This is a genomic window from Micromonospora pisi (assembly GCF_003633685.1).
In the GTDB taxonomy this organism is placed as follows: Bacteria; Actinomycetota; Actinomycetes; order Mycobacteriales; family Micromonosporaceae; genus Micromonospora_G; species Micromonospora_G pisi.
Genome location: NZ_RBKT01000001.1, coordinates 768,672 through 793,859, shown reverse-complemented (window position 1 = coordinate 793,859; position 25,188 = coordinate 768,672). Strand labels below are relative to the sequence as shown.

The 25,188-nt window shown below is 71.1% G+C and carries 22 protein-coding genes; 8 read left to right on the top strand and 14 right to left on the bottom strand.

Features of this window, described 5'->3' with window-relative positions; translation table 11 throughout:
• The first annotated feature begins 44 nt into the window (after nucleotides 1-44).
• Nucleotides 45-2,459, top strand: a complete 2,415-nt coding sequence (locus BDK92_RS03280) for a glycosyl hydrolase family 95 catalytic domain-containing protein (RefSeq protein WP_121154452.1) — start codon at nucleotides 45-47, stop codon at nucleotides 2,457-2,459.
• Nucleotide 2,460: 1 nt separating this feature from the next.
• Entirely contained in the window at nucleotides 2,461-3,759 is a 1,299-nt protein-coding gene (locus BDK92_RS03275; protein ID WP_121154450.1) for an SGNH/GDSL hydrolase family protein, read from the top strand.
• A gap of 109 nt (nucleotides 3,760-3,868) precedes the next feature.
• On the opposite strand, the gene BDK92_RS03270 is transcribed toward BDK92_RS03275, so the two are convergent.
• From BDK92_RS03270 to BDK92_RS03250, 5 genes are read right to left on the bottom strand one after another with little or no spacing between them, the layout of a single operon-like run.
• Nucleotides 3,869-4,489: a hypothetical protein gene (locus BDK92_RS03270; protein WP_121154448.1), complete on the bottom strand. Its 621-nt coding sequence runs from the start codon at nucleotides 4,487-4,489 to the stop codon at nucleotides 3,869-3,871.
• Nucleotides 4,490-4,536: 47 nt separating this feature from the next.
• A complete protein-coding gene (locus BDK92_RS03265; RefSeq protein ID WP_121154446.1) occupies nucleotides 4,537-5,784 on the bottom strand; it encodes a hypothetical protein in 1,248 nt (415 codons plus the stop codon).
• Nucleotides 5,781-6,536 carry an ABC transporter ATP-binding protein gene (locus tag BDK92_RS03260; protein ID WP_121161567.1) on the bottom strand — a complete coding sequence of 252 codons (756 nt, stop codon included), beginning with the start codon at nucleotides 6,534-6,536 and terminating at the stop codon, nucleotides 5,781-5,783. Before BDK92_RS03260 ends, BDK92_RS03265 begins: the two co-directional genes overlap by 4 nt.
• A gap of 20 nt (nucleotides 6,537-6,556) precedes the next feature.
• Complete coding sequence (locus BDK92_RS03255; RefSeq protein WP_121154444.1) at nucleotides 6,557-7,351, bottom strand: zf-HC2 domain-containing protein; 795 nt, start codon at nucleotides 7,349-7,351, stop codon at nucleotides 6,557-6,559.
• Nucleotides 7,348-7,878, bottom strand: coding sequence for an RNA polymerase sigma factor (locus BDK92_RS03250; protein WP_425462207.1), 531 nt, complete (start codon nucleotides 7,876-7,878; stop codon nucleotides 7,348-7,350). Before BDK92_RS03250 ends, BDK92_RS03255 begins: the two co-directional genes overlap by 4 nt.
• Before the next feature lie 252 nt (nucleotides 7,879-8,130).
• Between BDK92_RS03250 and BDK92_RS03245 the strand changes: the two genes are divergently transcribed.
• Nucleotides 8,131-8,541, top strand: coding sequence for an ester cyclase (locus tag BDK92_RS03245; protein WP_121154440.1), 411 nt, complete (start codon nucleotides 8,131-8,133; stop codon nucleotides 8,539-8,541).
• Between the two features lie 117 nt (nucleotides 8,542-8,658).
• Here the strand turns inward: BDK92_RS03245 and BDK92_RS03240 are convergent, their stop codons facing one another.
• Both BDK92_RS03240 and BDK92_RS03235 read right to left on the bottom strand, forming a co-directional pair.
• Entirely contained in the window at nucleotides 8,659-10,122 is a 1,464-nt protein-coding gene (locus tag BDK92_RS03240; RefSeq protein WP_211349037.1) for a hypothetical protein, read from the bottom strand.
• A gap of 128 nt (nucleotides 10,123-10,250) precedes the next feature.
• Nucleotides 10,251-10,571 carry an adhesin gene (locus tag BDK92_RS03235; RefSeq protein ID WP_121154438.1) on the bottom strand — a complete coding sequence of 107 codons (321 nt, stop codon included), beginning with the start codon at nucleotides 10,569-10,571 and terminating at the stop codon, nucleotides 10,251-10,253.
• A gap of 378 nt (nucleotides 10,572-10,949) precedes the next feature.
• Between BDK92_RS03235 and BDK92_RS03230 the strand changes: the two genes are divergently transcribed.
• From BDK92_RS03230 to BDK92_RS03220, 3 genes are all read left to right on the top strand, one after another.
• The gene (locus BDK92_RS03230; RefSeq protein WP_121154436.1) at nucleotides 10,950-11,426 is read left to right on the top strand and encodes a hypothetical protein; all 477 of its coding nucleotides are present in this window, start codon (nucleotides 10,950-10,952) and stop codon (nucleotides 11,424-11,426) included.
• Nucleotides 11,427-11,531: 105 nt separating this feature from the next.
• Nucleotides 11,532-13,355, top strand: a complete 1,824-nt coding sequence (locus BDK92_RS03225; protein WP_121154434.1) for a glycoside hydrolase family 15 protein — start codon at nucleotides 11,532-11,534, stop codon at nucleotides 13,353-13,355.
• Nucleotides 13,356-13,560: 205 nt separating this feature from the next.
• Nucleotides 13,561-14,265, top strand: a complete 705-nt coding sequence (locus BDK92_RS03220) for an alpha/beta hydrolase (RefSeq protein WP_121154432.1) — start codon at nucleotides 13,561-13,563, stop codon at nucleotides 14,263-14,265.
• Between the two features lie 121 nt (nucleotides 14,266-14,386).
• Here BDK92_RS03220 and BDK92_RS03215 read toward each other — a convergent pair whose 3' ends face one another.
• Together BDK92_RS03215 and BDK92_RS03210 are read right to left on the bottom strand one after the other, a co-directional pair.
• Nucleotides 14,387-16,165, bottom strand: coding sequence for a glycoside hydrolase family 15 protein (locus BDK92_RS03215; RefSeq protein WP_121154430.1), 1,779 nt, complete (start codon nucleotides 16,163-16,165; stop codon nucleotides 14,387-14,389).
• 190 nt (nucleotides 16,166-16,355) lie between these two features.
• Nucleotides 16,356-17,711, bottom strand: coding sequence for a right-handed parallel beta-helix repeat-containing protein (locus BDK92_RS03210; protein ID WP_170208464.1), 1,356 nt, complete (start codon nucleotides 17,709-17,711; stop codon nucleotides 16,356-16,358).
• Between the two features lie 469 nt (nucleotides 17,712-18,180).
• On the opposite strand from BDK92_RS03210, the gene BDK92_RS40070 reads away from it, so the two are divergent.
• On the top strand, nucleotides 18,181-18,381 hold the full coding sequence (locus BDK92_RS40070) for an Imm51 family immunity protein (protein WP_246016763.1): 201 nt from the start codon (nucleotides 18,181-18,183) through the stop codon (nucleotides 18,379-18,381).
• Nucleotides 18,382-18,532: 151 nt separating this feature from the next.
• Here BDK92_RS40070 and BDK92_RS03200 read toward each other — a convergent pair whose 3' ends face one another.
• The 5 genes from BDK92_RS03200 to BDK92_RS03180 all read right to left on the bottom strand — a co-directional run bounded on the left by BDK92_RS03200 (nucleotide 18,533) and on the right by BDK92_RS03180 (nucleotide 24,514).
• Nucleotides 18,533-19,636 (bottom strand): aldo/keto reductase, encoded by a 1,104-nt coding sequence (locus tag BDK92_RS03200; RefSeq protein ID WP_121154426.1) that lies wholly within the window; start codon nucleotides 19,634-19,636, stop codon nucleotides 18,533-18,535.
• 181 nt (nucleotides 19,637-19,817) lie between these two features.
• Nucleotides 19,818-20,390: a hypothetical protein gene (locus BDK92_RS03195; RefSeq protein WP_211349035.1), complete on the bottom strand. Its 573-nt coding sequence runs from the start codon at nucleotides 20,388-20,390 to the stop codon at nucleotides 19,818-19,820.
• A gap of 111 nt (nucleotides 20,391-20,501) precedes the next feature.
• A complete protein-coding gene (locus BDK92_RS03190; RefSeq protein WP_121154424.1) occupies nucleotides 20,502-21,743 on the bottom strand; it encodes a vWA domain-containing protein in 1,242 nt (413 codons plus the stop codon).
• Nucleotides 21,740-23,014 carry an AAA family ATPase gene (locus BDK92_RS03185; protein WP_121161561.1) on the bottom strand — a complete coding sequence of 425 codons (1,275 nt, stop codon included), beginning with the start codon at nucleotides 23,012-23,014 and terminating at the stop codon, nucleotides 21,740-21,742. The genes BDK92_RS03190 and BDK92_RS03185 overlap by 4 nt, the downstream gene beginning before the upstream one ends.
• A 120-nt stretch (nucleotides 23,015-23,134) precedes the next feature.
• Nucleotides 23,135-24,514: a hypothetical protein gene (locus tag BDK92_RS03180; protein ID WP_121161560.1), complete on the bottom strand. Its 1,380-nt coding sequence runs from the start codon at nucleotides 24,512-24,514 to the stop codon at nucleotides 23,135-23,137.
• A gap of 115 nt (nucleotides 24,515-24,629) precedes the next feature.
• Here BDK92_RS03180 and BDK92_RS03175 point away from each other — a divergent pair, with 115 nt between their 5' ends.
• Entirely contained in the window at nucleotides 24,630-25,178 is a 549-nt protein-coding gene (locus tag BDK92_RS03175; protein WP_121154422.1) for a GNAT family N-acetyltransferase, read from the top strand.
• The last annotated feature ends 10 nt before the right edge of the window (nucleotides 25,179-25,188 follow it).

Below are 25,188 nucleotides of genomic sequence, written 5' to 3'. Positions count from 1 at the left end.
CATCTGCCGCCGCGCACCCGCCGCTCGCCCAAGATGGAGTACCCGTGGACATCCGGAACACCGACTCGTCCGACATCCGACCGAGCCGCAGAGGCTTCCTCGCCATGGCCGCCGCCTCCGGCGCGGCCACCGCCCTCGGCGGCCTGCCCGCCTTCTCCGCCTCGGCCGCTCCCCGGCGTCCCGCCGAATCACCCATGCTCGCCGCCGGTGACGCCGCCAGCAACCAGCTCTGGTGGCAGGCTCCCGGCTCCGCCAACTCCATGATCGAGCAGGGGCTGCCGGTCGGGAACGGCCGGCTCGGCGCGCTCGCGAGCAACGACCCGGCCAGCGAGCTCCTGATGATCACCGACGCCACCCTGTGGACCGGAGGTCTCAACGACACCCTGCAGAGCGACGGGCAGTTCCCGTACGGTCGGGACGACTTCGGTTCCCTGACCCTGCTGGCCACGCTCACCGTCGACATCCCTGATCACGACCTGGGCTCCGTCGACAACTACCGCCGCACCCTCGACCTGGCCCAGGGGCTGGTCACCACCGCGTACGACATCTCCGGCGTGACCTACCAGCGGCAGATCTTCGCCAGCCACCCCGACGACGTCATCGTCGCGTACTTCTCCCAGCAGGGCCGTGGCACCTACACCGGCACCATCTCCCTGGCCGGCACCCACGGCGAGTCCACCACCGCCAACAGCGCGGGCCGGTACGCCTCCTTCGGCGCCTCCTTCGTCAACGGGCTCAGGTACGGCGCCGCCGTCACCGCCTACGGCAGCGGCGGAAAGGTCGCGGTCGACGGTACGTCGATCACCTTCACCGGTTGCCGGGACCTCACCATCGTCGTCAGTGGCGGCACCAACTACACCCCCGACCCGGCCGCCCGTTTCCTTGACCCGTCCGTGGACCCCGAGCGACTCGCCCGGACCAAGGTCCTGACCGCAGCCCACGAGTCCGCCCGGGACCTGCTGCACACCCACGTCGCCGACTTCCGCCGGGCATTCGAACAGCTGGACATCAACCTCGGTACGTCCTCCGCCGCCCAGCGCGAACTGGACACCTGGGAACGGCTGCGGGCACGCCACCGGGACAACGTTCCCGACCCGGAGCTCGAGGCCGCGTACCTGCAGTTCGGCCGCTATCTGATGATCTCCGGATCGCGGGGGAGCCTGCCGATCGGGCTACAGGGCCCCTGGCTGGACGGCAACGACCCGGACTGGATGGCCGACTACCACACCGACGTCAACATCCAGATGAACTACTGGCTCGCCGACCGGGCCGGCCTCACCGACCACTTCGACGCCTTCGCCGACTACTGCCTCGCGCAGCTCTCCTCCTGGACGGACGTCACCCAGCGCCTGTTCAACAGCCCGACCAACCGCTACCGCAACTCCAGCGGCCGGATCGCCGGTTGGACCGTCGCCATCTCCACCAATCCCTACGGCGGCGGCGGCTGGTGGTGGCACCCGGCCGGCAACGCCTGGCTCTGCCAGAACCTGTTCGAGCACTACGAGTACACCCAGGACCGTGCCTACCTGGGCAAGGTCTACCCGGTCATCAAGGGCGCCGTGGAGTTCTGGGAGTCCCGCCTGATCAGCACGACCGTCACCGACGCGTCCGGCGCCTCCCGGGAGGTCCTGATCGCCGACCGTGACTGGTCGCCGGAGCACGGCCCGCTCGACGCCCTGGGCATCACGTACGCTCAGGAACTGGTGTGGAACCTCTTCGGGAACTACCGCACCGCGACCGAGGTGCTCGGCCGCGACAGCGGCTACGCCGAGACCGTCGACGACCTCCGCGAGCGCCTGTACCTGCCCAGGGTCAGCCCGAGCACCGGCTGGCTGGAGGAGTGGATGTCGCCCGACAACCTCGGCGAGACCACACACCGGCACCTCTCCCCGCTGATCGGACTCTTCCCCGGCGACCGGATCCGTCCGGACGACTCCACGCCGCAGGAGATCATCGCCGGTACGAAGGCACTGCTCAGCGCGCGCGGCATGAACAGCTTCGGCTGGGCGAACGCCTGGCGAAGCCTGTGCTGGGCCCGGCTGAAGGACGGGGAGAAGGCGTACCAGCTCGTGGTCAACAACCTCAGGCCGTCGACGGGTGGTGGCAACGGCAGTGCGATGAACCTCTTCGACATCTACGAGACGGGGCCGGGCCGGGGCATCTTCCAGATCGACGCGAACCTCGGTACGCCCGCCGCGATCATCGAGATGCTGGTCTACTCACGGCCGGGCCAGGTCGAGCTGCTGCCCGCGTTGCCCGCAGCCTGGGCGGCCTCCGGTTCGGTCTCCGGCGTGGGCGTTCGGGGCGGCTTCGTTGTCGACCTCGGTTGGAAGAACGGCAAGGTCACCCAGGCCAGGCTGACGAGCGTCGGCGGCCGGAGCACGACCGTGGTTGCCGGCGGAACCACGCGCACGGTCACCCTCAAGCCCGGTGAGTCCGTCACGCTGAGGAGCCTCTGAGATGGCCGACCTGAGGCGTCTCACCACGCGAGGACCTGCCGGCTCCTGGCGCCGCCCGTTGGTTGCCGTCTCCGCGCTGGTCACGGCGGTCTGCGTACCCCTGACCGCCCCGACGGCCGCGCAGGCCGGGCCGGCGACGCCGACGCAGGCGTGGGCGCAGGCCGAGTCGGCGGTCGACCCCACGGGTGGGGAACGGCACTCCGTGATCACCTGGGGTGCCAGCGCGGACCGGCAGAGTGCCGGGCCCGCCGACCGCAGCTACCGGCTGGTCGTACGCACCAGCGTCGGCGGCACCGACCTGCGGATCCGCCTCACCAACGCCTTCGGTGACCATCCGGTGACGTTCGCCAGCGCCTACGCCGGCCTACAGCGGCAGGGTGCGGAACTGGTCGGGGGAAGCAACCGTCGACTGACGTTCGGCGGGCAGCCGTCGGTCACCGTCGCCGCAGGTGGGACCGTACTCAGTGACCCACTGGCCGGCAGGTTGGCCGCCCAGAGCAACCTGGTCATCAGCCTGTACGTCACGGGTGCCCAGGGACCGACGACCGGTCACGGCATGGCGATGCAGACCTCCTACGCGGCCGCGGGCAACCACGCCGCCGAGGAGGAGGCGGTCAACTGGACCGATCCGACAGGCTCCTGGTACTGGTTGGACGCGGTGAGCGTGGAGACGTCCACGACGATCAGCTCGGTGGCGTTCCTCGGGGACTCCATCACCGACGGCTGGGCCTCGACCTCGGAGGAGAACCGTCGCTGGCCCGACTACCTCTCCCGGCGGCTCCAGGCCGCGCCGGGCAACACCGTGAAGGGTGTGGTCAACGCGGGCATCTCGGGTAACAAGGTGCTCGCGGACGACGCCGGACAGGCAGCGCTGCGCCGGCTGGACCGGGACGTGCTCTCCCACCCCGGGGTCAGCACTGTGTTCGTGCTCGAAGGCGTCAACGACATCAAGGCCCACACCGGTGTCACGGTCGACGACCTGGTCGCCGGCTATCGGCAGATCATCGACCGGGCGCACACGGCGGGCAAGTGCGTCGTCGGTGCGACCGTCATGCCGTACAAGGGCTGGTACGAGTACGACGCCGCCGGTGAGGCCGTGCGTCAGGGCGTCAACGACTGGATCAGGCACAGCGGAGCGTTCGACGAGGTGGTGGACTTCGACAGGATCGTGCGCAGTCCGTACGACCCGCAGGCGATGCTGCCGTTCTTCGACAGCGGGGACCACCTCCACCCGAACGACAAGGGCATGCAGGCGATGGCCGACGCCGTCGACCTGTCCGTGCTGGGCTGCGACCGCTGAGCCGGGGGTAGACCTCCACCGGTCGTGCCGCGATCGGCGCCACCCGCCCCGGCCAGCCACGGTAGTGGTCGGCCGGGGCGGGTGACGTCCGGTCCGGGTTCGGGTCGGGTCACCGGGGCAGTGGACGTGGGCCGTGACCGGCGCCGGCGCCGAGGGTGGCGTACCAGATCGTCCCGAGTGCGAAGAGGCCACCGGCGGTCAGCCACGAGGCGGTGACCGAGGATGCCTGTAACGGCCAGGCCCAGATCCGGGCCGCGTCGCCGGTCTGCGGCCCGGCGGCGTAGACGGCGCAGACGTATCCGAAGGCGGGTAGCCAGGCGAGCCGCGCGCCGAGCAGTGCCGCGCCGAGTGCGACCAGTCCGACGCAGCCGAGCGTGTTGCGGAGCAGGGCGTGCGCCCCGAACACCTCGGGCGCCCGCAGCCCGGTCGACGTGACTGCCGCGCCGATCGCGGCGACGGCGAGCAGCAGGTGGCCGAGGCGCCACCGTCGCCACGGCCGCGCGGTACCACGTTCCAGCTCCTCGTCGGCGCCGGCCATGGTGGGGCCGAGCAACACCGCGGCGAGCAGCGGGGCGAGCATGACGACCGGCACCCGGGACGCCGGCCCGTCGAAGTACGGCCGCCCGGCGATCCAGTTCCCGGCGATCCAGCTCAGCAGGGTGACCAGTCCCAGACCGGTCGCGAAGACCGGCCCGCCCCGGGCCCGCAGGTGCAGCTCCGCCAGGCGCATGTGCGTCGGGGCCGTCCCCGCGTGCTGACCGCTCGGGTAGGACCGCCTCACAGTCGTTCCCCGAGTTGGACCAGGTGCTCCTGGTCGCAGTCCCGCGCGGCGGCGAGATACTCCCCGAACCAGGCGCGCTGCTGGTCCGGTGGCAACGCCCGGAGCTGGTCGGTCGGCAGGTCGGCGACGGGCTGCGGTTCGTCGGTCAGCCACTCCCGGGCGACGTACTGGGTCCTGTCGGCCTCTTCGGGCAGGGCGTCGCAGGTCGGGAGGCTCGCCCGACCGAACAAACGACGCAGCGAGTCGCCTCGCGCCAGGCCACCGAGCGCCCTCGGCTGCTCGCTCAGATTCAGCCAGACGGTGTCGACATGGTCCTCCGGGTACTGCCCGTCGGACAGGGTGTCGAGATCCGCCACCCGGATCGGCGCACCGGGAATCCTCGTCATCCGGGCCAGCAGCGGCTGGGTCACCGTCGCGACGTCGTCGAGAATGAAGGCGTTGATCCGAGCCACACAGACCGGCGGCCCGTCGACGGTGCAGACCGGTTCGATGGCCCGGGAATCGGTCGGGAGGCGACCGATCCGTGGTCCGGTGAGGAACGGCACCGCCGCCGTGGCGGCGAGCGTGACCGTGAGTAGCGTCGTCCACCGCAGCCGCGCGGCGAGGGCGAGCAGGGCGGCGGTCAGGGCGAGCAACCATACGGCCTGCGTCAGGTGCAGCTCGCCGGGGATGAACTGCCCGGCGGTCAGGTCGGTGTCCTGGACCGGGGAGAGCCAGGCGACCCGGTCGTTGCTCAGGTAGGTGCCGGCGCCCAGCCCCACGAAGGTGGCGAGCCCGGCCACCGGGGCGATCGCCCGGAACGGGACGAGCCGCCCGACGAGCACCCCGAGCGCGGCGGCGGTCCAGAGGGCGAGCAGCCCCACCAGCAGCCCCCACCACCAGCCTTGTCCGACGTACGTGGCGACGGGGGCGATGAGCACCGCCGCACCGCCGAGTACGGAGACCGTGCCGATCGTGCCGCCCAGGGCGACGGCGAACCAGGCGACCAGCATCGGCTGCCAGGCCGGGCGTGCGGTCGAGGTGAGCATCTCACCCATCGCGCGGCGACGCTCCCGGCCGGCCTGCCAGGCACCGGCGGCGACCATCAGCGCGCAGAGAACCAGCAGGGTGGAGCGGAAGTAGCCGGCCAGCCCCGCCCAGGCGTCGGTGTGCACACCCAGCATCCACACCGTGCCGCCGGCAGTGGCCAGGGCCGCCGCTGGTGCCGTACCCCGGAAGAGCTCGACCCGCAACGGACGCCTCATCGGGTCACCGCCGCCCGCGCCCCGCGCAGGACCGCGGTGTAACCCCGCTCGATCGCCGAGTCGCCGCTGTCGTTGTCCCCGCCCGCGGCGGCCAGCTCCTGCGGCGTGCCGGCGAAGACCAGCCGGCCGCCGTCGACGAGGCTCACCTGGGTGCAGGCGGCGGCGACATCCTCGACCAGATGCGTGCTGACCAGCACACAGGCGTCGACGCCCAGTTCCCGCAGCAGGGCGCGGAACTCGACCCGCTGTTCCGGGTCGAGTCCGGCGGTCGGCTCGTCGAGCAGGATCAGGCGGGGGTCGTTGACGATCGCCTGTGCGATGCCGGCCCGGCGCAGCATCCCGCCGGAGAGATGCTTCATCCGGTCGTCGGCCCGCTCCAACAGCCCCACCCGGGCCAACGCCCGGTCGACCGCGAGTGGGATCTCCTCCGGGGGCAGCTCCCGCAGCCAGGCGAAGTATTCGACGAACTCGCGGACGGTGAAACGCGGATAGAAGCCGAACGTCTGCGGCAGGTAACCCAACTGCCGGCGTATCTTCCGCAACGCCGCCCGGTCGGCGATGTCCTGGCCGAGCAGCCGCACCCGGCCGCCGTCCGGCCGGGTCACCGTCGCCAGCACCCGCATCAGCGTCGTCTTGCCGGCGCCGTTCGGTCCGAGCAGCCCGTGTACGCCCGGGGTGAGCGCCAGCTCCAGGCCGTCGTGGACCACCCGCTTTCCGTAACCGACCCGCAGGCCCTCCACGACCACTGTCATCGTCCCCTCCTGCATCACTGTCATCGCCGTACCCCGGTCTCCAACCGATCCCTGCGCCAGAACATCAGCGCCACGCCGACGCCGGTCACCACTGCCCACGCGGTGCCGGTCGTCGGCGCCACCATCCACGTCTCGCCGATCGGCGCGAGCACCACGACGGCCCAGCCGGCCACCACCGCCGCCGCAGCCCGCCCGATCTCCATCACGGTGCCGAGCCCGAGCGTCAGGCCGGTCAACGCCAGACACGGCAGCAACCACATGACCGGTAGCCCGATGCCGGACGCCGTACCCGCCACGAACGCGACCGGGGCGGTCACCGCGAGTACCGACAGGGTCCGCCACAACACGATCCGCAGCCCGGCGTACGGGGTGGCGGCGACAAGTTCGTGCAGCGGGTCGGTGCGTAGGCCGTACGAGGCGGCGATGCCGAGCACCGGCAGGACCGGTGCGATCAGCAGCAGCAACCACGAACGGGACGGCACCGGGCTGGCGGCGAGCACCACCAGCAGCCCCAGCGTGACGGCGACCGAGATCAACCAGCCCAGTCTGGCCGCCGGCCCGAATCCGACGAGTACGGTGAGCCGCCGCCAGCGGGTGGCTGCCCGCGCCCGCCCCTGTCGGGGCAGGTTCTCCCGCAGGTTCGTGCCGACCACGGCGATCTGCTGACCCGTCGCTTCGTCCAGGGTGAGGCGGGCGCGGCAGGACGGGCAGCGGTCGAGGTGGGCCTCGACCGACCAACTGTCGCTGTCGCCGAGCCGGTCCTCGGCATAGGCGCGCAGTACGAGGTCGTGGATGTGGAAGTCCTCAACAGTCATGACAGTGCAGCCCTCAGCTCTCGGCGCGCGCGCATCGCGCGGGTCTTGACGGTGCCCTCCGGCAGCCCCAGCACCAGGGCGGTCTCCCGGATGGTGAGGCCGTCGAGCACGGTCGCCTGGAGCACCGCCCGCAGCTCCGGTGACAACCGGGCCAGCGCCTGCTCCAGCCGGGCGTCGTACGCGCCGGCCATGGCCTCCTCCTCCGCGGACGGCGACGTGAGCTGTGCGTCGTCGGGTGCGTCGACGATCCGCGGACGGACCTGGGCCCGGCGGCTCGCGTCGATCAGGCGTCGCGACGCGATCGACCAGAGCCAGCCGATCACCTCGCCGTCGCCCCGATAGCTGCCGGCGGCCCGCCAGGCGGCAAGGAACGTCTCCTGGAGTAGTTCGCTCACCAGATCAGCGTCCCGGCACCGGCGACGCAGGCGCAGCGCCAGCCAGGGTGCGTTACGGGCATAGAACACCTCGAACGCCTGCCGGTCGCCCTTGCCGACGAGGCGCAGGAGTTGCCTGTCGTCCTCCTCCATCACGCAAGGTTAGGACGCAGCGGTGGGCGAAACGGTTCTCCGAGCATGGTTGAGGTGCGGATCCGGGCCGTGGAGCGGGGGTCGACGGCGTCGCGGTGGGTCACGGGGTCTCGGCGCCGGGGACGGGGTGCCGGGCCACCGGAACCCTTTTTGCATTGCAGTCGTCTTGTAAAAGCGGTCCCCTCGCCTTAACATTGCGACTGTATTGCAAAGGTTCCGTGCCAGTCCGTACCGAACGAGTGAAGGACAGCCATGACGAACTCCCCCGAGGCGAACCTCGAACTCATGCGTACGACCTTCGAGAGGTTCAACGCCGGCGACATCGACGCCTGCCTCGATCGTCTGACCCCCGACTTCATCATCAACCTGGCCATGCTGCCGCAACCCATGCACGGACGTGAGACCTGGAAGCAGGGCGTCGACGTGATGCGGGCCGCCTTCCCGGACTTCCACGCCGAGATCGAGGACATGGTCGCGATGGACGACCGTGTCGCCATGCGGTTGACGCATCGCGGCACCCACCGGGGAGAGTTCCAGGGCATCCCGGCGACCGGGCGGGTGGTGGCGTACCAGAGCCACGAGTTCTACCGCATCGCCGGAGGTCTCATCGCCGAGGAGTGGATCTGCTCGGACATGGCGACGCTCTACCAGCAGATCAGCTGAACACCGACGCGGTCGCCGACCGGTGCCCGGCGCTCTGGTCCGGATCCCCGACCACCTCCCCGGCGACACCAGGGCCGGGGAGGTGGGGGACTGTCCGGGCGTGACGACCCGGGTACGTCAGGAAGCGATCCCGACGCCGTCGATCCGGCTCCAGCGCCTCTCCTGGGCAGCCGTCATCGCCGGCCAGTGCGACCCTCCCGGCCGCGATTCGACCCGCGAGGCGTAGGAACTGGGGCGGAACTCCGGATCGTAGAAGCACCCGGTGCCGTACGTGCGGTCGAACGCGGCACAGGATGCCGAGATGGCGCGCGGTGTCGGCTTCTTTCCGGTGCGTACCCAGGCATCCAGGGCGGAGAGCGAGTTCGCGTACTCGGAATTGCTCAGCTCGCTGTGCTCGGCCTCCCGGGTGAAGGTCTGCACGAGGTGATCGTCGCGGTGGGCGCCCTGGAGGCTGGCGCGGTAGGCGGCCTCGTGCTCGACGAATGCCGTCGGGTCGTCGATCGCGTGCATGGTGAGGACCGGGATGTCGACCCTGCCGGTCAGATCGCTGTCGTAGGACAGATCGCGCCTGGCGGTCGGGTCGGCGGAGAACCGCTGCACGCCCGCGTTGAGCGCGGTGTCGTCGTGCGAACCGGAGTACCGGACGCCCATGTTGCTGAACGGGTTACGGCCGCCGAGGCGGTGGTGCACGATGTCGCGGAACGTGAAGGTGGCGAACCGCAGGTGGGACTCCAACGTACGCTCCGGGATGCCCGTCACCGACAGGATGTCGTCGAGGTTGCGCTGCTGCGACGCCGTCCGCTCCTCGGGAGCGGAGCCGTACCCCGTGCACTCCTCCAGCCGGGAGCGCAGCCCTGAGGTGGTCATGGTCGAGCCGGCGCGCAGGCCCTCCCACAGGGGATACTGCGGCTCGCTGGGACGGGGATGGTTCTGGCAGTAGTACTGGTAGACGACGCGCAGGTCGACACGGTAGTCGTAGCCGCGCGAGCCACCCGCGAGCACACCGTTGGTGAGCAGGACCCCGTCGTACGGGCCGTGCTTCCCGGCGTACGTCTCCGCGACCTTGGCGGCGACGTTCCCGCCCCAGGACTGGCCGTGCGCGTACGTCCGCTTCGGCTTGCCGAACTCGGTGACGAACAGGCGGCGCAGGTTCTCGGTGTCGGCCGCGGCCATCGCCGTGCCGTAGCCACCACGGCGGTAGGACGAGCCGGCCCAGGCGTAGCCCTCGTCCACCATCACCGCCCATCGCTCCAGATCCTCGGTGCTACGGGCGGGGTCGGAGGCGTCGCCGAGATCAGGGCCGCCGTGGGCGTGTACGACAAGCGAACCGTTCCATCGGGTGGGAACGGCGATCGTGTAGTACGCCCCGTTGCCGTCCTGGCCGGTGTAACACGTGGCCTTCGTGGCCAGGTTGGCGGGGCACGTCGCGGGTGCCGGTGGGACCGCGTCCGCATGGGCGGCGGGAGCGCTGGTCAGCGCGCCGAGGACCATGCCGGCGAGACAGGCGGCCAGCCCGGCCGGGCGGCGTCGGCGAGACCGGAACCAGCGGGGGATGCGGGCGGGTGTACTCGACGTGTTCAAGGGGCGGCTCCTCGTCCAGCGCGGCGCGTCGTCGCGCCGCGGGGCTGTGATGCTAAGGAGGTGCCGCGTCGATAGGGATCATTACGGTCATATTGTTCGTCAGCGATGTTCGGGTGACGTGCCACCCGTCATGGCGCGATGGTCTGATCCGACGGCCATACCGCCCCACTGGTATCGCGGTTGGTGAAGGCGAACTGCACGTTGCCCTGTTCGACGCTCACGTCGAGGGCCTTGTCGGCGAGGAGTTTCGCCGCCTGCGGATCAAGAAAGAGTCGTGCTCCGAGGTTGTCCATGACCTGATCCCCCTGGTCCGGCTGGTCCGTGACCGCGACCAGCAGCGAATCGTCCGACGGGTCGTGGCTGATGCGCAGGCCGGCGGTCTCTGGCGCGCCCTGCTGGGCGGCCAGGTCGCGGATCGCCATCACGGCGTTGTCGGTCAGGGCCAGCATGTGATTCCTCCGGTTTGTCGCATTTGTTTGATAAGAGAGGTTCGGTGGCGTTCATTCGGCGCCCCTCCTCTGTTACCCGTTGTGCTTCGGAAGACGCCAGCGCGATACGGAGGTTTCGCCGGCCATGGGCGGCGGCACCGGCACCTGCCACCGTTGGTTCCCGACCGGCGAGTTGCCTGGCCAGGTAGGTACCCGGCGCCTACCGTGGGGTCCGAGAAGCCGGCAGGGACAGGTTGCCGTGCGGTTGACAGCCAGTTGTCGGATTCGACCCGCACCCGGATGAGCGACGACCCGTGCGGCGCTTGGAGGGCTGACTGATGGACGTACGGGGCCGCAGCCCGGATCGTCGGCGAGCCCTGACCCGAATCCGTCACTGAGATGGACTGGGCCGGCTGGGCACTGTTCGGTGTGCTGGCCACCGCCGCGCTCACCGCGGCGATGATCATCGCTCAACTGCTCGGGTTGACCCGCGTCGACCTGCCCCTGATCCTCGGCTCGATGGTCGTCGAAGATCCCGACCGGGCCCGGGTCGCCGGATTCTTCATCCACCTTGCCGCAGGCCAGGGCTTCGCACTCGGCTACGCGGCCACGTTCGCGCTGCTCGGGCGCTCCACCTGGTGGCTCGGTGCGGTGCTCGGCGTGGTGCACGTCGGGGTCGCCCTGACAGTGCTCCTGCCACTGCTGCCGGGGGTGCACCCGCGCATGGCCTCGCTGCGCGCCGGGCCGTCCAGCCGGGCCCTGCTCGAACCGCCCGGCCTGTTCGCCCTGAACTACGGGATCCAGACGCCGGTGGTCGCCGCCGTCGTACACATCCTCTACGGAATCGTCCTCGGCCTGTTCCTCCAGGCGCGCTGAGGTCACCGGCACCGCCCGGCCGACACGCCGTACGGCGCCACGCGCCGGGCGTCGACGCCGCCCGATCCGGTGGCCCCGCGTACCGGCCCGAGGGAAGGGAGCGCGATGACGCACCACCCGTACCCGACGTACGAGCAGACGCCCCCACCGATCGCCGACTACGGGCTGCTGGGGGACACCCGCACCGCCGCCCTGGTGTCCGGCAGCGGCGCGATCGACTGGATGTGCGTACCCCGGTTCGACGGCGAACCGCTGTTCGGTCGGCTGATCGGCGGGGCGGCGGCGGGGACGTACCGGATCGGCCCGGCTGCTCCGGCTCCCGTGGTCAGACGGCGGTACCTGCCGCACACGGCCACCTTGGAAACCATCTGGGCGGTCGGCGGCTGCCGGCTCACACTCACCGAGGCGATGGTGGCCGAGGTCGCCGGGGAACTCCTGCCGACGACCCTGCTCGTGCGCCGTCTGTCCGTCGAGGGTGGCCCGGTGACGGCGGTCGTCGACTTCGACCCACGTCTGGGGCCGAGACACCGGCCTCCGCGCGTCCGGTACCGGGGCGAGGTGCTCGTCTGCGCGTGGGGAGCTCTGGCGGTCTCCCTGAGCTGCGCTCCCGAGCTGGGACTCGTACCCGGGCGACCGAGCGAGGTGACGGTCACCCCGGAGCGACCGGTCGTCGCCGTGCTGACCGTGGCCCACCGTGAGCCGCTGGTCGACATCGCGCCGGGTGCGGCCTGGGAGGTCCTGCTCCAGGACCAGACGCGCTGGCGCGCCTGGATCGCCGAGATCGACGAGGACCTTCCGTTCCGTGACGCCGTGGCGCGCAGCCTGCTCACCCTGCGCCTGCTGACCTACTCGCCCGCACAGGCCCCGGTCGCGGCGGCCACGACGTCGCTGCCCGAGCATCCGGGTGGAGTGCGGAACTGGGACTACCGCTACGTCTGGCCGCGTGACGCCAGTATCGGTGTAGCGGCGTTCCTCGCGGTCGGCAAGGCCGACCAGGCCCGGGGATTCCTCGCGTGGTTGCTGCGCGCGAGCCGGTTGCAGCGACCGCGTCTGCCCGCGCTGTTCACCCTGGACGGCCTGACCGTGCCGGGGGAGCGGGCCCTCGACGGCTGGCCCGGCTACGCGGGCAGCGTGCCGGTACGGACCGGCAACGGCGCGGCCGGTCAGCACCAGCTCGACGGCTACGGGTGGGTCATCGACGCCGCCTGGGTGTACGTACAGGCCGGTAACCGACTCGACCCGGAGACGTGGCGGGCGGTACGTGGATTCGCCGATGTCGTCGCCCGTCGATGGCACGAGCCGGACGCCGGCATCTGGGAACTGCGCCACACCTCCCAGCAGGTGCACTCCAAGCTGATGGGGTGGCTCGCGTTGGACCGGGCGCTGCGCGTGGCCGAGACCCGCCGGCTACCGGACCGCCAACGGCGGCGGTGGCGGGAGGCCCGCGACGCCATCGCCGCGGACGTACGGGAACACGGCTTCGATCCGTCCAGGTCCAGCTACGTCCGGAGCTACGGCTCGGCTCAACTCGACGCGTCGCTGCTGGTCCTGCCGCTGTTGGGCTTCGACCCCGGCACGTCCGGCCGGACCCGGGGCACGATCGAGGCCATCCGTAGCGAGCTCTCCGCCGGTGGGCCACTGCTCTACCGCTATCCGCCCGGAGACGATGGCCTTCCCGGCATCGAGGGGGCCTTCCTGCCCTGTTCGTTCTGGCTTGTCCAGGCCCTCGCCCGGACCGGTCGGGTGGACGAGGCGATCGAGTTGTTCCGGGCACTGCTCGACCGGGCCAGTCCACTCGGGCTCTACGGAGAGGAGATGGATCCGTCGACCGGGCTCCACCTCGGCAACTATCCGCAGACCCTGACCCACGCCACGCTCATCCAGGCCGCTCTCGCCATCCGCGCGGCACAGGTCGGACCGGAGCGGTGAAGGTCGTCGACACGAGCGGAGAGGGGCGAGACCGACGGCGGGGCTCGGCGTGCTGACCAGGCACGAACCGGCTCGTGGGCGGAGGGGCTTTGTCGATGTGAGGTTGCCGATGCTACGGTTCGGACGCATCGTCGGACATAGTGTCCGACGATGCGTCCGACAAGCCATCGCCTGTCGCCCTACCCGCCCTCACGGAGGCAAGAGGATGACCCGTCCGGAAAGTCGGCCCACGCTTCTCATCGCCCACGGAGCCTGGCACCAGCCCTCGAGCTGGGCCGCTACCTGCGATGCGCTCGCCGAGCTTGGTTACCGGACGCGCGTACCAGCGCTACCGAGCGCCGGCAGGAACCCTGCCCCGACCGGGTCGATGTACGACGACGCCGAGGTGATCCGCAGAGAGCTGAGTGGGGTCGACGGGCCGGTCGTCGTGCTCGCGCACTCGTACGGCGGCATTCCCGTCACCGAGGGTGTGGCCGGCGCGACCAGTGTCTCCCACCTCATCTACCTCGCCGCCTACATGCTCGACGCGGGCGAGTCGATGTACAGCTTCCACGGTATGGAGACGCCGAGCGACACCAGCGGCACCTTCCCCCTGATGGAGAACCCGCGCGAGGCGTTGTACCACGACGTCGCCGACGAACTGGCGGACAAGGCCCTCGGGCAGCTCGTCGACCAGAGCCTGCGGTCGTTCGCGGACAAGGTGAGCACCGCTGCCTGGCAGGACATCTCGTCGACGTACGTCGTCTGCGGCGACGACCGGGCGGTCCCACCCGCGTTGCAGGAGACGATGGCGGCTCGGGCCACGGCCAGCCGCACCCTGGCCACGGGGCACTCGCCCTACCTCGCGGCACCGCACCGGTTCGCCGCGCTGGTCGACGAGATCATCCGGTCCGCACCCGCCGCCCGCTGACCGTCGACCATCGCCACCAGCTCCTGTCTCCGCAGACCCGGTACCGGCCAGAGCGGTCGCGCCGGCACCGGGTCCGCGCTGCCCGGCGGAACAGCGCGGGCCTTCGTCGGGCGACGGCGGGTCAGATGAAGCTGGGCTTGGTGAGCCGCCAGGCGGCACCGATGAGGCCCACGTGCGAGAGCGCCAGCGGAGTGTTGCCCAGGTGCGCACCGGTGCGGGGGTCGATCTGCTCGGCGAACAGCCCGAGGTCGTTGGCGCGAGCGGCGGTACGTTCGAACAGGGCGACCGCACGCTCCGTCTCGCCGGCCATGACCAGGCACTCGACCAGCCAGAACGTACACGCCACAAAGCCGACCGGATCGTCCGGCCAGCGGCGGACCAGCCCCTCGGTCGTCAACCGCGACGCGATCGCCTCGATGGTGGCCCGCATCCGGGGATCGGTGGCCGCCACCATCCCCGTGAACGGCAGGACCAGGACCGAGGCGTCCAGCTCCGGCGACCCGATGACGCCGGTGTACGCGCCCACCCGCTCGTTCCAACCGTCCCGCAGCACCGTGACCCGGATCTCGTCCCGGACCGCCGCCCACCGCTCGTGGTCGGCCCGCGTGCCGAGCATCGGCGCGAGCTGCACCGCGCAGTCCAGCGCGCCCCAGCACAGCGCCTTCGACGCCAGGTAGTGCTGTCCCGGACCGCGTTCCTCCCACATCCCGGCGTCCGGCTCGCGCCAGTGGGTCGCCTGGTCGGCGAGCTCGATCAGCAGCGCCTGCAACTCTTCCGAGAGATCACCGAGACTGTCGCGGATGAGCTGTGCGCAGAGCAGCACCTCGCCGGGTACGTCGTGCTGCAACTGCCGCCAGGCATCGTTGCCGACCCGGACCGGTCGGCTGCCGGCGTACCCGTGCAGGTGATCGAGGGAGTACTCGGACAGGTCCCGCTCGCCGGTCACCCCGTACATGATCGGCACGGCTCGGCCTCCGGTACGGCCGGCGGAGCGGGCCGCCCAGTCGAAGAGCCGGCCGGTCTCGTCCGGGCAGGCGCCCACCCAGAACGCCCGTATGGTCAGGAAGAAGTCCCGCAGCCAGGCGTACCGGTAGTCGTAGTTGCGGGTGCCGCCGACCCGTTCCGGCAGCGAGGTGGTGACGGCGGCGACCACGGCCCCGCTGGGCTGGTAGGTCAGGGCCTGCAGGACCAGCGCGCTCTGTCGCACCAGGTCGGGATAACGGCCGTTGTACCGGTGCACCTCCCGGATCGCCCGCCACGCCTCGACGGTGTCGGCGAGCACCGGCACCGGGTCCAACCGCTGCGGCGGTGGACCGTAGGCGGGCGCGTACGCGAGGTCGAAGCCGACCACCTGGCCGGCGGCGACGTCGAACTCGCCGTACGCCCCGCCGTGCGCGCATTCCAGCGGCACCGGGCCACGCAGAGTCAGGGTGACCGGGCCGGCGGCGGCCAGCAGTCCGTCCCCGTCCCGGTGCAGGTATGGGGTGAGCAGCCCGTACTCGGGCCGGGGGACGAAATCACAGCGCATCCGCACCGTGCCGGTGAGCCCCTCGACGACCCGGGCCAGCACCGTCGGGGAGTTGCGGCCCAGTTCGTGACCGCGTGCCCCCGGTTCGGCCGCGAGCGCCTCGGTCACCGCGACGCTGCCACCGTCGGTGTGATGCACCGTGCGCAGCACCAGCGAGCCGTCGACGTACGCCCGTTCGGACCGTCGGCCCGACTCGGTCGCGGCTGGCCCGAGCGCCCAGTGCCCGGCGTCCGCGTCGACCAACCGGCCGAAGACCGACGGTGAGTCGAACCGCCCTGGGCACCACCAGTCGACCGACCCGTCCCGGCTGACCAGCGCGGCGGAGGCGCAGTCGGAGAGTAGACCGTAGTCGGCGATGCTGACCTCGGACATCAGGCACGGTTACCCAGATCCGCGCAGGCTAGACGGCCCGTGGGCGGGGCAGGAGGTGCCTGCGACGAGGTGCCGGGTACGGACGTGACCGCCCGTACCCGGCACCTCGTCGTGCTCGCCCGTCGGCCATGGCCTGAGCGGTCCGTGCCCGCTGCCCCTGGTGGGTCGGGCAGCCGTCATCCGCTCGTGGTCAGTCGACGCGGCAGCCGTCATCCGCCCGGTCGTCGCCACAGGGGCGGTTCCCGGTGATGACGGTCTTGTCATCGACCTTGACCACGATCTCCGTCTCGGAGAGCCCGCCGGGCTCCCCAGCCGCCCTGTTCTCGATCACCTTGCTCTTGAACAGGGACATCTGCCCCTGGGTGACGGCGATACCGCCACCCTTCGACTCGGGACCGAGCGCCTGGTTGTGGCTGCTCTCGCTCTTGCGTACGAGGACGTTCGACTGTTCGGCGGAGATGCCGCCGCCGTCACCGCCCGTGGTGTTGGACGTGACGGTGCTGTCGTCGAGCGTCAGTAGCCCCTGGATCGAGGCGACTCCGCCGCCAGCCACCTCCGAGGTGTTGTGGCTGATTGTCAGGTCGCGAAGGGTGATCGTGGCGTCCTTGTTGACGACGCCGCCGCCGACCCTGGCGGTGTTGGCGGTGACCTTCGTCTGCCAGACCTTGGTCCGGGCCGCGACGCTGGCGATCCCGCCGCCCTCTCCCGCCGTGTTGTGGGCGAAGGTGCTCTCGCTGATGTCGGCCGCACCCTGGTAGTTGGCGAACCCGCCACCGAATCCGCCAGCGCGGTTGTTGGTGAATTCCGCCCCCTTCACCGTGAGGACGCCGCCGTTGAGCAGGCCCCCGCCCCTGCCCGCCCAACCAGCGGCGCTGTTGTTGGCGAATTTGCTGTCGGTGAGAGTCAGGTGACCGTCGTTGAAGATCCCGCCGCCACCGCCCTCCGGGGCGAGTGCGGCACTGTCGGTGAACGTGGTGTGCTCGACGACGGCGTTGCCACCGTGGTCGATCCGGATGCCGCCGCCGCTCGCGGCACGTCCGTTGGTGAGCGTGATGTTGCTCAGCTTCAGTTCACCGCCGTCCCGGACGGTGAAGAAGCGGAACTCCTCGGCCGTCGCGTCCCGGGCGATTGTCGCGTCCGCGCCCTCGATCGAGATCGGCTGGTAGATCACCGGCAGACCGGATCGCTCGCCGCCGCTCGCGTCGCCGGGGTCGGCGTGCGCGGCGAGCACGTACGTGCACTTCGGCGCGAGTTTGAGGGCTCCGCCGCCTTCGGCGTTGGCCTGGGTGAGCGCGGCGACGAGTTCGGCGGAGTCGCAGGCTACCGACCGTACCTCGCCGCCCTCGTCCGACTGGGGACTACCCGACTGGCCGTCGCCCGGCGCCGGCGTGCCTTTCCCCGCCTCCGTCGCGGTGAGGACCGTGGACGGCCGCTCCACTGTGGTGAGCTGCCGACTCACCTTTCGGTCATCGACGAGACTCGAGCCGGTGACGGCACTGCCTCCCGTGGCCAGGGCGAGACCGCTGAGGCTGGCCGCTCCTGCCACCACACTCCCTGCCACGAGCCCCGTAGCCAGACGCCATCGTCGCGCTGTCGGTCGCGCTGTCGGCTGGTCGGGACCTCTGTGGCTTGCTTGAAAACCGGACATGACGTTCCCCGCCTTTCGTACCGGACACGGCCGTACCAACCTGGGTTCGCCGGCCACGCATCGTTGCCACCACCGAAAGTCACCTTACGGTGACCATTGGGGCAACCGGGGCTTATATGAGCGAAATCCATGTTTTGTGATAACGGCGCATCAAAGGCTCAAAGGCTCAAAGCGCCCTACTCGACCCCCGGCGGTTGCCGTCGCTTGCGCGTGGCTGCCAAGCTCCAGCCATGAAGCCGCTGCGACTGGTCGAGCTGTCCCCGGGCGAGTACTCCCTGGTGCTGGACGCGGGAAGTACGGCTGTGGACCACGTGATCGAGGAGTGCGGTCACGAGCCCAACGGGTACTTCTGGGAGGGGGTCGCCGAGTGCTGGTCAGCGCCGAGGCGCCGGCGCTCGAAGGACGCTTCTCCTACAACTCCGAGGCAGGCATGTTCTGTGCGGACGGTACGGACCGGGACGTGCTTGAAGAGCTCGCGATCCGGCTCGGCGCTGTGGCGAGGGACGCCGATCGCATGCGGCGGCTGATCACGTCAGCGGAAGCGGACGGATTCGAGTTCGACGACTGATCCCGGTCGGTGGCGGAGGATAAACCTCGAACGACCCTCCGGGGGAGGGCCGTTCGTCCTTCGGTTCGGTTCCGCTGGCCTCCACCTCCTGGCGGCGGGCCACGGACGGACCCGCGTCGTGAGGCGCGAGGTTCCATCGTCGGGGTGGGGGTCAGCCGACCGGCTGGGCGGCACCGTTCCACACCGGGGGCGCATATCCGGCCGGCTTGTCGCCGATGCCGAGACCCGGGCTCACGATCCAGGACTGGTACTCCGGGGTGAACATCGAGTAGAGCGAAGCGACAGGGGCGACGCTGGCCTGGTCGAGTCGGCGGCGCGCCTCCGGCGGAATCTCGAAGTCGAGCGCGGCCAGGTTGGCGTCCAACTGCTCGGCGCTGCTCGCCCCGATGGTCACCGACCCGACCCCGGGTTGGGTGGCCACCCAGTTGACCGCCACCTGGGCCATGCTCCGCCCGATTTCGCCGGCTACCCGCTCCAGTGTCTCGATCACCTGCCATGCGTGCTCGCTGACCGGCTGCCCGCCCGATCCTGCGTCGCCGAGCCTGCCCGTGCCGGTGAGGCCGTCCCCGGTCCGCCGGTACTTGCCCGTGAGCAGCCCGCCGCCGATCGGACTCCAGGCCGTGAGCCCCAGCCCCAGAGACTGCGCCATCGGCACGAACTCCGGCTCGATGCCACGCGCCAGCAGGGAGTACGGCAGTTGCAGGCTGATCATCGGGGTGAGCGCGTGCGCCTCGGCGAAGCTCTGTGCCCGGGCGGCGTACCAGGCCGGTACGTCGGACAGGCCGGCGTAGCGGATCTTGCCGGCGCGTACCAGGTCGTCGAAGGTTCGGACGACCTCCTCGACCGGGGTGATCCGGTCCCAGGTGTGCAGCAGGTAGAGGTCGATGTAGTCGGTACCGAGCCGACGCAGCGAGGCCTCGACCGAACTGATCATGTGCTTGCGGCCGTTACCGCTGGCGTTGGGGTCGCCGGGATCGGTGGTGTTGGTGAACTTGCTGGTCAGTACGAGCCGGTCGCGTACCCTAGCGGACGCGATCAGTCGGCCGAGGATCTGTTCGCTCTCCCCGGCGGTGTAGAAGTCCGCCGTGTCGATGAAGTTTCCTCCCGCCTCCAGGTAGCGCCGGAAGATCGGTTCGGTTTCGGCCTCGGTCTTGCCGTAGGCGGCGTGGAAGCCGCCGGTGCCGAAGTTCATCGTGCCCAGCGCCAGCCGGCTCACCCGCAGCCCGGAGCGGCCGAGCAGGTAGTAGTCGTTCATCTCGCTGTGTCCCCACCGTGCTTGTCGGAAACTGCGACCGGCCTTGGATAGGACCGGCTGGTTCACACACTGCCCCGGCAAAATTGGACCGGCAAGTCCAAAACGTCCGGGGGTCTGATGGCGAGATCGACCAGAGGGCGTAACCGTTGTCCAACCCCGGTGAACCCGTGGGGTCAGCGCACTAGCCGGACACCGACTCCCGGAGCAGGTCGGCGAGTGCGGCCCAGGTGGCGATGACCGTCGCCCAGTCGGGAACATCCCCGTCCGGACCCTGATCGCCGATTCCGCCGAGGAAGAGGTAGCGATGCTCGACGCTGTCCAGGTGGGCCAGCACGTCGAGCCGGTCGTCGACGAAGTGGGTGACACCGAGGCGCTCGCACACCGGCGCCTTGTCGCGGCGCTCCCGGACGAAGTGCAGATGGGTCGGGGGTATGCCGGTGCGGCCGAAGAAGCCGTGGTGGATCAGCCAGGCCTGGGTGTTGGCTGCCACCTTCGGGCCGGCCTTGGAGACCAGGTGGACCCGTGTGCCGAACGGTTCGGCGGTCAGCGACGCGAGCGCGTCGAAGACCCCCGCCACCGCCGGTGTCTCCAATGGCCGGCCGCCGAAGAAGGAGGTGTCCTCGTCTCGTCCGGCCAGCGCGACGATCACACCGCCGACATCGACGCCCAGCGTCGGGATCCGTGACCGGCCCGGCCCCCGGTACGGCGAGCGGGCCTGCCCGGGCCGCTGTTGCCCGACTCGCTGACGCGCCACTGATCGACCTCCGGGTCGTCGGGGGAACGCTGGCACTTCCGCCGCCAGGCTATCGGGACGGCCACGGCAGCAGGAGTACCGGCCGGATCTCCTGCGTCAGCCGACGGTTGCCTATCCAATGGCGACCACCCGTGCCCATTCGGGTGGCGCCTCCGGCACGTAGTCGGGATCGTTCTCGTTCCACGACCGGGCGGCCCGCTGTCGAGGGAAGAGCCCCACCACCGTCCGGCACGGTGGCCGGGTGGCCGGCCAGGGGGTCTGACCGTCGGTCAGGACCACCATGACGTCCGGTCGGGGCCGTGTCCGCAGCGCCCTGGCGAAGCCCGTACGCAGGTCCGTCCCGCCGCCGCCGAGCAACGGGATGCCCTCGGCACGGCAGAGGGGGTACGCGATCCGGACCGCCGCATCACACGGCAGTACGGTGACCAGATCGCGCCGGCCGCCCACCGCGCGGGCGATCGCGGCGACCTCGAGGAGTGCACTGCCCAGTTCGGCGTCGCTCACCGAACCGGACGTGTCGATGACCACGGACACCTGGGGTGGTCTGCGCCGCAGGCTCGGCAGGATGACGCCCGGCAGGCCGACCGAGCGCCGCGATGGTCGGCCGTAGGTGTAGTCCTCACCGGCGCCGGGGCCGGAGGCCGCCGAGCGGATCGCCGCCCCCAACAGGTCCCGCCACGGCTGCGGCGGGTGGAACGCCTCCTCCGCCCAACGCCGCCACCCTTTCGGGGCGTCGCCCGGGCGGGCGCTGATGCCCTGCGCCACCCGGAACCGAACCGCGTCCCGTTCCTCCGTGCCGAGCCCGTGCGCACCGTCGGGTCCCAGGTCCCATTCCCGCTCCAGCCCGTCGGCGCCACTGCCACAGTCCAACCAGACCAGATCCTGCGTGTGTGGTCCGAGCCGGAACAGTCGCAGGTAGTCCTCCATCAGTTCCCCCTCGGGGAGCCCCAGGAGCGTCGGGTCGACGGCGCCCTCGGGGCGGGCCAGCCCCTCGCCGTACACGTCGTCGTTGATCTCGAAGTCGGCGGCGATGTTCATCCGCAGCCGTTCGCCCGGCCCGGTCAGTCCGCGTTCGGCCGCCACCGCGTCGCCGCGCGCGTGGTGGTCGCGCAGCAGGTGGGAGACCTCGTGCACCCACACGCCGGCCAACTCCTCCACCGGGGTCCGATCCACGAACACCGGTGAGACGTAACACCGCCAGTGTCGGTCCACAGCCATTGTGGGCACCAGCCGCGACTCCACCGGGTGCAGCGCGAACAGCGCCGTGGCCAGGTAGGGCCGGACCCGGGCGGCGTGCAGCCGGGCCGCGAAGAGCTTTTCCCGGTCCAGCCGGCCCACCGCGTCGGGTTTCATCGTCCACCTCCGGTGGTGGCCGCGACCCGGGCTGCGGCGTTGTCCGCCTGTCGGCTGAGAGACGCCACCCCGGCGAGCCGTTCGATAGACGCCGGGACGTCCCAGTCCGCCTGCCGCAGCGTGGCGAGGGTGGTCGCGGGGACGACCACCAGATCCGGAGCTCCGGTCTCCAATGCCCGGACCAGCAGGGTCCACGCCGCGTCCCACCGGGACTTTTCGGGACGCTTCCGGATCGCCTCCACCACGCCATCGAGTACGGCCTGGCGCAGGTCTCCTCGTTGGGGCAGGTCGGCCGCTGCCGGGTCAGCCAACAGCGTCTCGGGGTCCGGCAGGTCCATCCGGTCCATGCTGGCCAGCAGTTCCAGCCCGGGACCGTCGCCGACCGTCCCCCTCACCAGCATGGACAGCACCTCGCGGGAGGTGCCCGCAGCGGTGGCGAAGGCGATCAGGCGCAGGGCCATCTCCCAACTGCGGGGCGACGGCCACGGTCCGCCGCGACGGGCCTCGTTGTTCGGCAGCCGGTGCACGAGTGCCGCACGGGCGCCGAGGAACCCGCAGACCGCGCGGCGGGCGAACGTCACGGCCCCGGAAAGCCGCTCCGGGTCGAGTCGTGGCAGTGATGCCTCGGGCCAGGTGCCACCGAGTCCGCGCACGACGACCTCGTGGTCGTGAGTCCACTGCAGATGGACGAATCGGTTGGCCAGCGGTGGGCTCAGCTCCCAGCCGTCGGCGGCGGAGGACCGGGGATTGGCCGCGGCGACGATCCGGATCCCGGCCGGCAGTCGCAGGGCGCCGACCCGACGCTCCAGCACGAGCCGGAGCAGCGCGGCCTGGACGGCTGGCGGCGCGGTGGACAGCTCGTCGAGGAAGAGCAGCCCCCGGCCGGCACGCACCAGTCGCACGGCCCAGTCCGGCGGGGCCATCGGGACACCCTGTACGGCGGGGTCGTCGCCTACCACGGGCAGGCCGGAGAAGTCGGACGGTTCGTGCACGCTGGCGATCACCGTGGTCAGTGGCAGGTCGAGGGACGCGGCGAGCTGTGTCAGGGCGGCGGTCTTGCCGATCCCCGGCTCTCCCCAGAGCAGCACCGGCAGGTCGGCGGCGACGGCCAGGGTCAGCGCCTCCAACTGCGGGTCGGTACGGGGCTCGGTGGCGGTGTCGTGGAGCAGCGCGAGCAGATCGGCGGCGACGTCGAGTCGGGCGGCGGGAGCCGGGCCGGCGGGTGTGGCCGGGACCGTGGACGGGGCGGTGGGCGGGACGGACGTGAGCATGTTCATCACCTGTGGATTCGAGTCGGGGCCGGATACCGGCCGGGCCGGGCAGGTAGATACGAGAGCGGGGCGGTACGCCAGAGCGCGGGCAGCCGCGATGACGGGGGACGGAACCCTAGGTCAGCGGAGTGTCGGGCGGCGCGGGTGGTTCCGGCGGTCGCGGGAGCGGTTGCCGGCCGGCTGGACCGGTGGGGGCCCGAGTCCGGACAGACCGGCCCGGAACAGCCCGTGCGCGACCTGCCGGTGCGCCGCCGTCTCCAGCTCCTCCCGGAGTGCGCCGCCGCGCAGCAGCGCGTCGGAGCCGAGCAGATCCTCGACGGCGGCCAGGGCACCGGCGACGTCGCCGTGGTCCAACCGCGCGCGGATGTCGACGAGGGACTCCGGGCGCCGGTGCACCTCGTCGATCGCCTGTAGACAGGGCAGTGGGGTGCCGGTCAGCGCGGCCAGTAGTTCCTCGCGGCGGATCTCTGCCGGGTCGTGGTCGAGCGGGACGAGCACCCCGTCCACGAGACCGATCCGATGCTGGGCGCCACGGCAGTCGACGAGGCGCGGAGTCGCTCCGCCGTCCGGGGCCGGCAGGGTGTCGGCCGGCCGGTGGCCCGGTACGAGCGCGGGCGCCACCAGCGGGTGCAGTTGGTCGGCCTCGATCAGCCCGGCGCGCAGCAACGCCAGGTCAGGTAGCACCCAGGTCGCCGCGTCGGGTAGTACCGGCAGGGCCGAGTCGCCGCCGCCAGCGGACCTCGTCGTGATCCGTGGCGGGCCGGGTGCGTACGCGCCTCCCGGCGCGGGCAGTTCCAGCAGCACCCGGTGCCGGCTGCCGAGCCGTACGGTGACGTTGCCAGCGGTCCGTCCCTCGGCGTGGAGCAGTAGCCCCGCCTCTGCCGCCCACCGGTCCACGGCACAGTCGCGCACCGGTAGCGCGTGCTGTTCCGGGGCCGGCCGGGCGTCGGCGGGCGGGAGATCCGCCCCGGACCGGACCCGCAGCTCACCGCTCCTGCGCGCGTCCCAGAGGTGGCGGTGCAGGTCGAGGCGGAAGCGGCGGTCGGGACGGGGATGTGGATGCGGGTGGGGCGCGGACCGGCTCCCGTCCCACAGGGCAAGGCTGAGGCGTTGACCGGCGTCCGCCCAGGCGGGCGGGGTTCTGGCCACGAGGTGCACGCCGTCGCCGTGACCTGTCGGCCGGTAACGCGCCAGGGAGACGGTCAGCCCCGGACGGAGCAGCCCGTCCGGCGCGATCCTCGGCATGTGCCAGCGCAGCAGGTCGGGAGCGAGGTGGCGGAGGTCGCCCCGGATCCGGGCGGCGAGTTCCTGGCCGTGGGCGCGAGCCACCGAGCGCAGATTGAGATCGACATCGACGTGCGCGGCGGCGCACGCCCCGGCCCAGTCCCCGGCGGTGCGGCGGGCAGTCGCAGACTGGATCATGGAGGGCGGTACGGCGAACTCGCGTACGCGCAGCCAGAAGGCGAGGCGGGAATCCCCGTTCACGGTCCGGGAGTGCATCAGCACTCACCTTGCGTGTACGGGACCCCCAATCTAACGAGAGAGGTATTCATCGCCGGGGAGCATACAAGGCGCCGTACCGCCGCGCCAGCCCCGGCACTGGCATGATCCGTTCATGGCGAACCCCCACCCCTTTCCGTCCCCTGTGCGTCTCGCCGGTGACGGCGTGCGGTTGCGTGAGTGGACCGACGACGACCTGCCGGCGATGGTCGAGCTGTTCGACGAGGCCGAGGTGGCCCGGTGGACCCCGCTGGCGTCGCCGTTCGACCTGGCCGCCGCGACCGCGTACCTGGCCCGGGCGCACGCGGGACGAGCCAGCGGCCAACGGCTGCAACTGGCCGTCACCACCGACGGGCGTCGACCACTGGGCGAGGTCCTGCTCTTCGCCAGGGAGCCGGGCCGACCGGCCGACGAGTTGGGCTACTCGATCGGGGTCCGGCACCGTCGGCAGGGCCTGGCCCGAGGGGCGCTGCTGCTGCTCACCCGGTACGCCCACCGCGAGCTGGGCCTGCCACGGCTGGTGCTGCGGATCGAACCGGCGAACGTTGCCAGCGAGGCGGTGGCGCGGTCGGCGGGTTTCCGGCGTACGGCGGAACCGCCGATGGTTCACGAGACCGGCAGTGGGCAAATCGTGCTGCACACCTGGGCCCACCTGGCCGAGTGAGCCGGCGGCG

Coding starts and splice junctions, on each gene's coding strand:
- BDK92_RS03225 (WP_121154434.1), top strand. CDS start 11,532: ATGACGCACCACCCGTACCCGACGTACGAGCAGACGCCCCCACCGATC.
- BDK92_RS03175 (WP_121154422.1), top strand. CDS start 24,630: ATGGCGAACCCCCACCCCTTTCCGTCCCCTGTGCGTCTCGCCGGTGAC.
- BDK92_RS03275 (WP_121154450.1), top strand. CDS start 2,461: ATGGCCGACCTGAGGCGTCTCACCACGCGAGGACCTGCCGGCTCCTGG.
- BDK92_RS03270 (WP_121154448.1), bottom strand. CDS start 4,489: ATGCGCCTGGCGGAGCTGCACCTGCGGGCCCGGGGCGGGCCGGTCTTC.
- BDK92_RS03235 (WP_121154438.1), bottom strand. CDS start 10,571: ATGCTGGCCCTGACCGACAACGCCGTGATGGCGATCCGCGACCTGGCC.
- BDK92_RS03250 (WP_425462207.1), bottom strand. CDS start 7,878: ATGGAGGAGGACGACAGGCAACTCCTGCGCCTCGTCGGCAAGGGCGAC.
- BDK92_RS03255 (WP_121154444.1), bottom strand. CDS start 7,351: ATGACTGTTGAGGACTTCCACATCCACGACCTCGTACTGCGCGCCTAT.
- BDK92_RS03265 (WP_121154446.1), bottom strand. CDS start 5,784: ATGAGGCGTCCGTTGCGGGTCGAGCTCTTCCGGGGTACGGCACCAGCG.
- BDK92_RS03260 (WP_121161567.1), bottom strand. CDS start 6,536: ATGACAGTGGTCGTGGAGGGCCTGCGGGTCGGTTACGGAAAGCGGGTG.
- BDK92_RS03185 (WP_121161561.1), bottom strand. CDS start 23,014: ATGCTCACGTCCGTCCCGCCCACCGCCCCGTCCACGGTCCCGGCCACA.
- BDK92_RS03230 (WP_121154436.1), top strand. CDS start 10,950: ATGGACTGGGCCGGCTGGGCACTGTTCGGTGTGCTGGCCACCGCCGCG.
- BDK92_RS03220 (WP_121154432.1), top strand. CDS start 13,561: ATGACCCGTCCGGAAAGTCGGCCCACGCTTCTCATCGCCCACGGAGCC.
- BDK92_RS03245 (WP_121154440.1), top strand. CDS start 8,131: ATGACGAACTCCCCCGAGGCGAACCTCGAACTCATGCGTACGACCTTC.
- BDK92_RS03190 (WP_121154424.1), bottom strand. CDS start 21,743: ATGAAACCCGACGCGGTGGGCCGGCTGGACCGGGAAAAGCTCTTCGCG.
- BDK92_RS03200 (WP_121154426.1), bottom strand. CDS start 19,636: ATGAACGACTACTACCTGCTCGGCCGCTCCGGGCTGCGGGTGAGCCGG.
- BDK92_RS03180 (WP_121161560.1), bottom strand. CDS start 24,514: ATGCACTCCCGGACCGTGAACGGGGATTCCCGCCTCGCCTTCTGGCTG.
- BDK92_RS03215 (WP_121154430.1), bottom strand. CDS start 16,165: ATGTCCGAGGTCAGCATCGCCGACTACGGTCTACTCTCCGACTGCGCC.